10 protein-coding genes are annotated in these 10,098 nt (G+C 74.3%); 2 read left to right on the forward strand and 8 right to left on the reverse strand.

Features of this window, described 5'->3' with window-relative positions:
• Positions 1–111 precede the first annotated feature (111 nt).
• Positions 112–1,578 (reverse strand): NAD-dependent succinate-semialdehyde dehydrogenase, encoded by a 1,467-nt coding sequence (locus ACRYR2_RS24575; RefSeq protein ID WP_432565627.1) that lies wholly within the window; start codon positions 1,576–1,578, stop codon positions 112–114.
• Positions 1,579–1,602: 24 nt separating this feature from the next.
• Positions 1,603–2,961, reverse strand: a complete 1,359-nt coding sequence (gene gabT, locus ACRYR2_RS24580; protein WP_432565628.1) for a 4-aminobutyrate--2-oxoglutarate transaminase — start codon at positions 2,959–2,961, stop codon at positions 1,603–1,605.
• A gap of 68 nt (positions 2,962–3,029) precedes the next feature.
• Between gabT and ACRYR2_RS24585 the strand changes: the two genes are divergently transcribed.
• Entirely contained in the window at positions 3,030–4,457 is a 1,428-nt protein-coding gene (locus tag ACRYR2_RS24585) for a helix-turn-helix domain-containing protein (protein WP_432565629.1), read from the forward strand.
• Between the two features lie 24 nt (positions 4,458–4,481).
• A complete protein-coding gene (locus ACRYR2_RS24590; RefSeq protein ID WP_432565630.1) occupies positions 4,482–4,883 on the forward strand; it encodes a TIGR03618 family F420-dependent PPOX class oxidoreductase in 402 nt (133 codons plus the stop codon).
• Here ACRYR2_RS24590 and ACRYR2_RS24595 read toward each other — a convergent pair.
• From ACRYR2_RS24595 to tsf, 6 genes are all read right to left on the reverse strand, one after another.
• Positions 4,880–5,464: a DivIVA domain-containing protein gene (locus tag ACRYR2_RS24595; RefSeq protein ID WP_432565631.1), complete on the reverse strand. Its 585-nt coding sequence runs from the start codon at positions 5,462–5,464 to the stop codon at positions 4,880–4,882. The two genes, ACRYR2_RS24590 and ACRYR2_RS24595, sit on opposite strands and share 4 nt — an antisense overlap.
• The gene (gene rlmN, locus ACRYR2_RS24600) at positions 5,461–6,636 is read right to left on the reverse strand and encodes a dual-specificity RNA methyltransferase RlmN (RefSeq protein ID WP_432565632.1); all 1,176 of its coding nucleotides are present in this window, start codon (positions 6,634–6,636) and stop codon (positions 5,461–5,463) included. Before rlmN ends, ACRYR2_RS24595 begins: the two co-directional genes overlap by 4 nt.
• A gap of 44 nt (positions 6,637–6,680) precedes the next feature.
• Complete coding sequence (locus ACRYR2_RS24605; protein WP_432565633.1) at positions 6,681–7,541, reverse strand: phosphatidate cytidylyltransferase; 861 nt, start codon at positions 7,539–7,541, stop codon at positions 6,681–6,683.
• Between the two features lie 28 nt (positions 7,542–7,569).
• Positions 7,570–8,127, reverse strand: coding sequence for a ribosome recycling factor (gene frr / locus ACRYR2_RS24610; RefSeq protein ID WP_432565634.1), 558 nt, complete (start codon positions 8,125–8,127; stop codon positions 7,570–7,572).
• A 58-nt stretch (positions 8,128–8,185) separates the two neighbouring features.
• A complete protein-coding gene (gene pyrH / locus ACRYR2_RS24615; protein WP_432565635.1) occupies positions 8,186–8,947 on the reverse strand; it encodes a UMP kinase in 762 nt (253 codons plus the stop codon).
• Between the two features lie 151 nt (positions 8,948–9,098).
• Positions 9,099–9,926 (reverse strand): translation elongation factor Ts, encoded by an 828-nt coding sequence (tsf, locus tag ACRYR2_RS24620; protein WP_432565636.1) that lies wholly within the window; start codon positions 9,924–9,926, stop codon positions 9,099–9,101.
• Positions 9,927–10,098 lie beyond the last annotated feature (172 nt).

Here is a 10,098-nt window from a genome sequence, read left to right on the forward strand (position 1 = left end):
CCCCCCCCCCCCCCCCCCCCCCCCCCCCCCCCCCCCCCCCCCCCCCCCCCCCCCCCCCCCCCCCCCCCCCCCCCCCCCCCCCCCCCCCCCCCCCCCCCCCCACCGCAGGTCTCACAAGGGGAAGTTCACGTACTTCGTCTCGAGGTACTCCTCGATCCCCTCGGTCCCGCCCTCGCGGCCGAAGCCGCTGGCCTTGACCCCGCCGAAGGGCGCGGCGGCGTTCGAGACGACCCCGGCGTTCAGGCCGACCATGCCGGTCTCCAGGGCCTCGGCGACGCGCATCGCGCGGTCCAGGTGCTGGGTGAAGGCGTAGCCGATGAGTCCGTACTCGGTGTCGTTGGCCATCGCGACGCCCTGCTCCTCGGTGTCGAAGACGACGACCGGCGCGACCGGCCCGAACGTCTCCTCGGTGAGCAGCCGCGATCCCGCCGGGACGTCGGCCACGACGGTGGGGGCGTAGAAGTACCCCCTCTCCCCCACGGCCGACCCGCCGACGACGAGCCGCGCGCCGGCCTCGACGGCCTCCGTCACCCGTCGTGCCACACCGTCCCGGGCGCGGGCGTCGATGAGCGGCCCCACCTGGACGCCCTCCTCGGTGCCACGGCCGACGACCAGCGAGCCCATGCGCTCGGCCAGCCGCCGGGAGAACTCCTCGGCCACGGGGCGCTGGACGTAGAACCGGTTCGCGGCCGTGCAGGCCTCGCCGGTGTTGCGCATCTTGGCCAGCATCGCGCCCTCCACGGCCGCGTCGAGGTCGGCGTCGTCGAAGACGAGGAAGGGGGCGTTGCCGCCCAGTTCCATCGAGACCCGCAGCAGCTGCTGGGCCGACTGCTCGACGAGCTTGCGCCCGACCGGGGTGGAGCCGGTGAAGGTGAGCTTGCGCAGCCGCGGGTCGCGCACCAGCGGTTCGACGACCTGCCCCGTCGAGGTCGTGGTGACGACGTTGACGACACCGTCGGGCACACCGGCCTCGGCCAGGACCTGAGCCAGCAGCAGCGTCGTCAGCGGGGTCTGCGTGGCGGGTTTGACCACGATCGTGCAGCCGGCCGCGAGGGCGGGGGCGATCTTGCGGGTGCCCATGGCCAGGGGGAAGTTCCACGGCAGGATCGCCAGGACCGGGCCGACGGGCTGCTTGAGGGTCAGCAGCCGGGACCCGCCGACGGGGTTGGCGGAGTAGCGCCCGGCGATGCGGGGCGCCTCCTCGGAGAACCAGCGGAAGAACTCCGCCCCGTAGGTGACCTCGCCCCTGGCCTCGGCCAGCGGTTTGCCCATCTCCAGGGTCATCAGCAGGGCGAAGTCGTCGGCGCGGGCGGTGATGAGGTCGAAGGCGCGGCGCAGGACCTCGGCGCGCTCGCGGGTGGGCGTGCGGGCCCACGCCGGGGCGGCGGCGACGGCGGCGTCCAGCGCGCCGGCGCCGTCGGCCACGTCCGCGTCGGCGACCTCGACCAGGACCTGGCCGGTGGCGGGGTCCTCGACGGCGACGCGCTTGCCGCCGGTGGCCTCGCGCCAGCTGCCGCCGACGAACAGGCCGGTGGGGACGGCGCCGAGCAGTTCCTTCTCGCGTGCTGCGCTGGTCATGCCTCGATCCTCTCGCTCAGGGGGTCAGCGCGCGTCCGCGAACACGGCGTCGAGGACGTCGAAGGCCTGCTCCAGCAGGGCGTCCGGTGCGCTCAGCGGCGGCAGGAAGCGCAGGACGTTGCCGTCGGTGCCGCAGGTCAGGACGATGACGCCGCGCTGGGCGGCCTCGGTGGCCACCCGCTTGGCCAGGGCCGCGTCCGGCTCGGTCGTGCCGGGCCGGACGAGCTCGACGGCCACCATCGCGCCGCGGCCGCGGACGTCGCCGAGGCGCGCGTCGCGGGCGGCCAGCGCGTGCAGCCGGCGCAGCAGCAGGATCTCGACCTGGCGGGCGCGCTGCAGCAGACCGTCGCGCTCGACGGTCTCCAGGGTGGCCAGGGCCGCGGCCGTGGCGACGGGGTTGCCGCCGTAGGTGCCGCCGAGCCCACCGGGAACGGGGGCGTCCATCAGCTCGGCGCGACCGGTGACGGCCGACAGCGGCAGCCCGCCGGCGACGCCCTTGGCGATGGTCACCAGGTCCGGTTCGACGCCCTCGTGCTCGCTGGCGAACCAGGCGCCGGTGCGGGCGATGCCGGTCTGCACCTCGTCGGCGACGAACACGACCCCGTTCTCCTTCGCCCAGGCGGCCAGCGCGGGCAGGAAGCCGGGCGCGGGGACGACGAACCCGCCCTCGCCCTGGATCGGCTCGATGACGACCGCGGCCAGGTTGGCGGCGCCGACCTGCTTCTCGATCACCGCGATGGCGCGGGCCGCGGCGGCCGGGCCGTCGAGCCCGTCGCGGAACGGGTAGCTCAGGGGTGCGCGGTAGACCTCGGGGGCGAAGGGCCCGAAACCGTTCTTGTAGGGCACGACCTTGGCCGTCATGGCCATCGTGAGGTTGGTGCGGCCGTGGTAGGCGTGGTCGAAGACGACGACGGCCTGCCGGCCGGTGTGCGCGCGGGCGATCTTCACGGCGTTCTCGACGGCCTCGGCGCCGGAGGTGAACAACGCGGTCTTCTTGGCGAAGTCGCCGGGGGTCAGGGCGGCGAGGCGTTCGGCCAGTTCCACGTACGAGTCGTACGGCGTGATCATGAAGCAGGTGTGCGTGAAGCTGCGGACCTGCTCGGTGACGGCGTCGACGACACCCGGGGCGGAGTTGCCGACGGTCGTCACGGCGATGCCGGAGCCGAGGTCGGCGTAGGAGTTGCCGTCGACGTCGACGACGACGCCCCCACCGGCGGCCGCGGCGTAGAAGGGCATCGAGGAGCCGACGGCGGCTGAGACGGCGGCCGAGCGGCGCGCCGCGAGGGCGCGCGAGCGGGGGCCGGGGACCTCGGTGAGCACCCGGATCTCCTGCGGCAGGGTCGGGCCGCCGGTGGTGAGCTGCTGGCTGTCCAGGGTCGTCATGGCCGAACCGTACGGCCGCCCCCCGAGCGCGTCAGTGTCCGGTCCGCACATCCCGAGGGATCTGGACGGTGCAGGATGGCACCGTGGTGCTGCTCGCCGACCTGCTCGCGACCGAATCCCTGGAGTTGCGCCTGCTCGGCGGCGACCCCCGGGTTCCCGTGCGGTGGGTGGCCACCAGCGAACTCGACGACCCCACCGCGTTCCTCGAGGGCGGCGAGCTGCTGCTGACGACGGGGCTGCGCACGCCGCGGACGGGGTGGGCGCGCTGGGTGGAGCGGCTGGTGGCCGCCGGGGTCTGCGGGGTCGGGTTCGGCGTCGGGCTCAGCCACGCGAGCGTGCCGCGCACGCTGGTGCGCGCCGCCGCGGACACCGGGCTGGCCCTCGTCGAGGTTCCGGTGCCGACCCCGTTCATCGCCGTCTCGCGCCGACTGGCGGACCTGGTGCGGCGCAGCGAGAACGAGGCCGAGGCGGCGGCCGCGCGAGCGCAGCGCGACCTCGCCGCGGCGGCCGCCGGGCCGGACGGGACGGGTGCCGTGCTGCGCCGGACCGCCCGCGTCGCGGACGGCACCGCCTGGCTGCTCGACGGACGCGGCGGCGTCGTGGCGGCCTCGCACGCGTCGCCTCCTCCGGCGGCGGCGCTGGAGGGGCTGGGGCGCATCCGGTCCCAGGGGGCACGGGCGGCGTGGAGCGACGTCACCGCTGACGGGACGCTGACGTTGCGCGCGACGGGTGGGGGTGGCGAACGGTGGTTGCTCGTGGCGAGCGCCCCGGACGTCCCGCGCACCGTCCGGAGCACCCTGGGGACGGCGGCGGCCCTGCTGGGGCTGCTGGCCGACCGGCCCGCCACCGGAGCTCTCACCGGAGCCCTCACCGGCGCGGTCGTCGAGCTCGTCGTCGGGGGCCACCTCGGCCTGGCGCGGCGGCTGGCGGCATCCGGTTCCGTCGACCTGCCCGACCCGGTGCTGGTCGCACGGTTCACCGGCCCGGCCCCGCACGGGGTGCTGAGCGGCGACGGCTGGGCCCTGGCCGCCGACGACACGCCCTGGCGGGGCTGGTCCGCCGGCCGGGCCGGGATCGGCCGGCCCGTCCCGCTGACCGACGCCGCCGACGGCGCCCGCAGCGCCGAACTGGCCTTCGCCCGCACCGGTCCGCACCGTCCGGTCGCCCACGCCGGGGAGCGGTCGCTGCCGGAGCTGGTCGACCCGCCGACGCTGGCGGCGTGGGCCCGGCTGCGGTTGGAACCGCTCGGCGCGGCCGCCGACGGCGACGAGCTGCGCACCACCGCACGGGTGTTCCTGGAGCACCACGGAGCCCGGCAGCCGGCCGCCGAGGCGCTGGGGGTGCACCGCAACACGCTGCGGCAGCGGCTGCGGCGGCTGGAGGCGCTGCTGGCGATCTCCCTGGACTCCCCCGGCGACCGGGCCGAGCTGTGGCTGGCCCTCACGGCCGCCGGGGCGGACCGGGGCACGTCGGGAGGACTCGGCGCAGCGGGCTGAACCGGCGCCTGTCATCCTGCGCTCGTGGCCCTCGATCCTGCCGACCTGCCCGCCAGCGCCCTGGAGTTCCTCACCGAACGCCACCTGGCGACGCTGACGACGCTGCGGGCCGACGGGTCCCCGCACGTGGTCCCGGTGGGGTTCACGTTCGACCCGGCCACCCGCGAGGTCCGGGTCATCACCTCGGGCACCAGCCGCAAGGCCGTGCACGCCGGCCGGGGGTCGCGCTGCGTCGTCAGCCAGGTCGACGGCCGGCGCTGGCTGTCGCTGGAGGGCGTGGGGCGGGTCCTGCGCGAGGAGGCCTCGGTCCGGGACGCCGAGGACCGCTACGCCGCGCGGTACCGCACGCCGCGCCCCAACCCCGCCCGCGTCGTCGTGGTGTTCACCGTCGACCGGGTGCTGGGATCGGTCCCGCCCTGGAACTAGCGCTCGAAGGTCACCATGAGCTCGACGACGCGGTCGAGGAAGGCGTCGACGGGGGCCTCGCGGTACCCGCGCCGGCCCCGGCGCGGGCGGAACAGCGCACCGCGCACGTCGTCGGCGGACAGCCGGACCTCGCCCCGGTAGTGCCGGACGAGCAGGTCGCACAGGTCGTCGACGTCCCCGGGCCGGTACCCGCGCGACAGTCCCCGCGCGCGGGGGAAGCGTTCCCCGCGGGGGTGTCCCAGCCGACCGGAGACGGCCGCGGCCAGGGAGGCCCGGCGGTCGCTGAACTGCCGCTGGTCGCCGGCGGCCAGCGCGTGGGAACGCTCCCGGCGGGCCAGGGCGTCCTCGATGTCGGTGAGCAGGTCGTCGGTGTCGGCGACGTCGTACCCGCCGAACTGCGAGCCGAAGCCCACGGCGCGCACCTGCGCGGAGGCGACCCGGCCCGCCGGGGCCGCCGAGCCGAGGTGGTCGAAGAACAGGTCGACGTCGAGGACGCGGTAGCCGCGCCGCAGCCGGCCGGTGCGCACGGGGCGCTCGGTGAGCAGCTGCGTCAGCGACGACCCCTCGACCCCGGTGCTCATGCCGTGGGCTGCTCGGGGCCGATGGCGGCCAGCTGCCCGCAGGCGCCGTCGATCTCGCTGCCGCGGGTGTCGCGGACGGTGGTGGGGATGCCGCGGGCCTCCAGGGCCGCGACGAACGCCTTCTCCACGGCCGGGTCGCTGGCCGTCCACTTCGAACCCGGGGTGGGGTTCAGCGGGATGGGGTTGACGTGCACCCAGCCGCGGCCGCGGGCGTTGAGCAGCTTGCCGAGCCGGTCGGCGCGCCAGGCCTGGTCGTTGATGTCGCGGATGAGCGCGTACTCGATGCTGACCCGTCGGCCGGTGGCCTCGAAGTAGCGGCGCGCCGCGTCCAGGGCCTCGCCGACGTTCCAGCGCTGGTTGATCGGCACCAGGTCGTTGCGCAGCTCGTCGTCGGGGGCGTGCAGGCTCAGGGCCAGCGTCGCCGCGATGCCCTCGGCGGCGAACTTGTCGATCGCCGGGACCAGCCCGACGGTCGACATCGTGATGCCGCGCGCGGAGATGCCCAGTCCGTCCGGAGCCGGGGCGACGAGGCGGCGGACGGCGGCCACGGCCGACTTGTAGTTGGCCAGCGCCTCGCCCATGCCCATGAACACGACGTTGTTGACCCGGCCCTCACCGCCGGGCACCTCGCCGCGGGCCAGCGCCCGCGAGGCCGCGGTGACCTGCTCGACGATCTCGGCCGTGGACAGGTTGCGGGTCAGCCCGGCCTGGCCGGTGGCGCAGAACGGGCAGTTCATCCCGCAGCCGGCCTGGCTGGAGATGCACAGGGTGTCGCGGTTCTTGTAGCGCATGAGGACCGACTCGACCAGCGCCCCGTCGTGCAGCCGGTACAGCGTCTTGACGGTGGTGCCGCCGTCGGCGCTCAGCGTGCGGACCTTCGTCAGCAACGTCGGCAGCAGCGCCTCGGCGATCCTGGCGCGGCTGCCGGCGGGCAGGTCGGTCATCTTCGCCGGGTCGTCCTCGAGCCGGTCGAACCACTGGGTGGCCAGCTGCTTGCCGCGGAAGGCCTTCTCCCCCAGCGCGACCATCGCCTCACCGCGTTCGGCGGGCTCGAGGTCGACGAAGTGGCGCGGCGGCTTGCCGCGCCGGGGCGCCGACATCACGAGCTTGCCGGGGCCGGCGGGGGCCAGGGGCAGGGGTTCGCGCACGGGGGTGTCCAGTGGAGAGGTCATCGTGACTCCATGGTAAGGCGGCGCGAGACTGCGGCCGTCCAGCGTCAGGGGCCGACGAACCAGACCAGCAGCAGGTGCACCACGGGCGCCGCGGGCAGCAGGGAGTCGAGGCGGTCCATGACCCCGCCGTGCCCGGGCAGCAGCGTGCCCATGTCCTTGATGCCGAGGTCGCGCTTGAGCATCGACTCCGACAGGTCCCCGCCGATCGCGACGACGACGGTGACCAGGCCCAGGACGACGCCTTCCCACCACTGCCCCCCCAGGGCCAGCGGCAGCGCGACCGCGCCGGCCACCGCCCCGACGACCAGCGAGCCGGCCGTGCCCTCCCACGACTTCTTGGGGCTGACCGAGGGGGCCATCGGGTGCCTGCCCCACAGGACCCCCGCCGCGTACCCGCCGATGTCGCTGGCGACCACGAGCAGCACGAACACCAGCACCCGCCAGGGGCCGTCGCCGGCGGCGAGCATGAGCATCGCGAACCCGGCCAGCAGTGGTCCGTAGGTGACGATGAAGACGCCGCCGGCGACGTCGCGCACCACCGGGACGGGCACCGGTGAGCCGTGGTCACCGCCGCCGGAGACCAGCCGGTAGACGACCACGGCCAGGACCGTGAGCGTGTAGGCGACGAACAGCGTCTCCCCGCCGCCGAGGTAGGCGCCCGGCAGCATGGCCAGCGTCCCGGCCACCGGGGGCAGCACCGGCACCCTCAGGTGGCGGGCCCGGAAGGCGCGCACCATCTCGACGGTGCCGTAGAGCACCGCGGCGCTGGCCAGGACGAGGAACGCCTCCCGGCGCACGAACAGGCTCGCCACCAGGACGGCGCCCATCGCCAGACCCATGCCGATGGCGACGGGCAGGTTGCGACCGGCCCGACGTGCGGGGGCGGTGCCCGCGTTGGTGCTCACCTGGTTGCTCAGCCGTTCCTCCCGCGGGTCAGACCGCGAGGAGTTCGGCTTCCTTGTTCTTCAGCAGCTCGTCGACGGCGTCCACGTGCCGCTTGGTCACCGCCTCGAGCTCCTTCTCCGCACGCCCGACCTCGTCCTCGCCGGCCTCGCCGTCCTTGACGATGCGGTCCAGCTCCTCCTTGGCGCGGCGACGCACGTTGCGCAGCGAGACGCGCGCGTCCTCGGCCTTGGTGCGGGCGATCTTGATGTAGTCCTTGCGCCGTTCCTCGGTCAGCTGCGGCAGCACGATCCGGATGACGTTGCCGTCGTTGCCCGGGTTCACCCCGAGGTCGGAGTTGCGCAGCGCCTTCTCGATCTCGCTCATCGCGGCCCGGTCGAAGGGCGTGATGAGGACCGAGCGGGCCTCGGGGATCTGGAAGCTGGCCAGCTGCTGCAACGGCGTCGGGGCGCCGTAGTAGTCGACCATGATCTTGTGGAACATCGCCGCGTTGGCCCGGCCGGTCCGGATCGCGCCGAAGTCCGCCTTGGCGACCTCGATCGCCTTCTCCATCTTCTCCTCGGCCTCGAGGAGCGTGTCGTCGATCACGGTGGTCCCTTCGTCCTGCCTTCCGGCGCGTCCTGTCCGCCTGCGGTGTCGCGGCTGTTCAGCCCGCGATCACCTGAGTGCCGATCCTCTCACCCCGCAGCGCGCGCGCCACGCCCTGGCCCTCCATGCCGAACACGATCATGGGCAGGCGGTTGTCCATGCACAGGCTGAAGGCGGTCGTGTCGACCACGCGCAGGTTCTGCTGCAGCGCCTCGGCGTAGGTGATGGTGTCGATCTTGGTGGCCGTGGGGTCCTTGCGGGGGTCGCCGGTGTAGACGCCGTCGACGCCGTTCTTGGCCATCAGGACGGCGTCGGCGCGGACCTCCAGGGCCCGCTGGGCGGCCACGGTGTCGGTGGAGAAGTACGGCATGCCGGCCCCGGCGCCGAAGATCACCACGCGTCCCTTCTCCATGTGCCGGATCGCCCGGCGCGGGATGTAGGGCTCGGCGACCTGGCCCATGGTGATCGCGGTCTGCACCCGGGTGTCGACGTCCTGCTGCTCCAGGAAGTCCTGCAGCGCCAGGGCGTTCATGACGGTGCCGAGCATGCCCATGTAGTCGGCGCGGCTGCGTTCCATGCCGCGCTGGGACAGCTCGGCCCCGCGGAAGAAGTTGCCGCCGCCGACGACGATCGCGACCTGCACGCCCTGCTTGACCGGCCCGGCGATCTCGCGCGCCACCTGGGCGATGACGTCGGGGTCGACACCGACCTGACCGTTGCCGAAGAACTCACCCGAGAGCTTGAGCAGCACCCTGTTGTACCCCGGACGCGGTTGGACGGTGCCGGCCTCGAGGTCGACGGTCAGGCTCGGCTCGGTCACGCGGTGTCTCCTCTGGTACGGCGGGTGGGGGCAGTCTGCCCCAGGCGGGTGGCGCGGGTCACGCTGAGTGAGGTCCAACTGGTCCGGACGTGCGAACGGGGTGGGAAGACCACTGTCTCCCCACCCCGTCACACCACTGTGCGGGCGGTGCTCAGACGCCGGCGCGGAAGCGCGCGAAGGCGGTGACCTGGGCGCCGGCCTCGGCCAGCAGCTTGGTGATGGTCGTCTTCGGGTCCTTCGCGAACGGCTGCTCCAGCAGGACGTTGTCCTTGAAGTAGCTGTTCACCCGGCCCTCGACGATCTTCGGCAGCGCGGCCTCGGGCTTCTTCTCCTCGCGCGCGGTCTCCTCGGCGATGCGGCGCTCGCTCTCGACCTTCTCGGCCGGGACCTCGTCGCGGGTGAGGTAGACCGGGCTCATCGCCGCGGTGTGCATGGCGATGTCCTTGCCCAGCGCGTCGTTGTCCGTGTCGAGCGCGACGAGGACGCCGATGGTCGGCGGCAGGTCGGTGGCGGTGCGGTGCAGGTACGCCGAGACGTGGGTGCCCTCGATGCGCGCGACGTTGGGGACGAGGATCTTCTCGCCCATGGTCGCGTTGGCCTCGTCCAGGACCGCCTGGACGGTCTTGCCGTCGATCTCGGAGGCCAGCAGGGCCGCCGAGTCGGTGGCGCCCACGGCCACGGCCTGGTCCAGCACCTGCTGGGCCAGGGCGACGAAGCCCTCGGACTTGGCGACGAAGTCGGTCTCGCAGTTGACCTGGACCATGACGCCGAGGCCACCGTCGACGTGGACGGCCACGAGGCCGTTGGAGGCGTCGCGGTCCGCGCGCTTGGCCACGCCCTTCTGGCCCTTGATGCGCAGCAGCTCGATGGCCTTCTCGACGTCGCCCTCGGTCTCCACGAGCGCGTTCTTGCAGTCGAGCATGCCGGCGCCGGTCTTCTCGCGCAGCGCCTTGACGTCAGCGGCGGTGTACGCAGCCACGGTCGTTCCTCTCGTCAGCTTCTGTTGGTTCGGGACGGGACCGGACGTGGGGGGGGGGGGGGGGGGGGGGGGGGGGGGGGGGGGGGGGGGGGGGGGGGGGGGGGGGGGGGGGGGGGGGGGGGGGGGGGGGGGGGGGGGGGGGGGGGGGGGGGGGGGGGGGGGGGGGGGGGGG

This window comes from Kineococcus deserti (assembly GCF_050871945.1).
In the GTDB taxonomy this organism is placed as follows: domain Bacteria; phylum Actinomycetota; class Actinomycetes; order Actinomycetales; family Kineococcaceae; genus Kineococcus.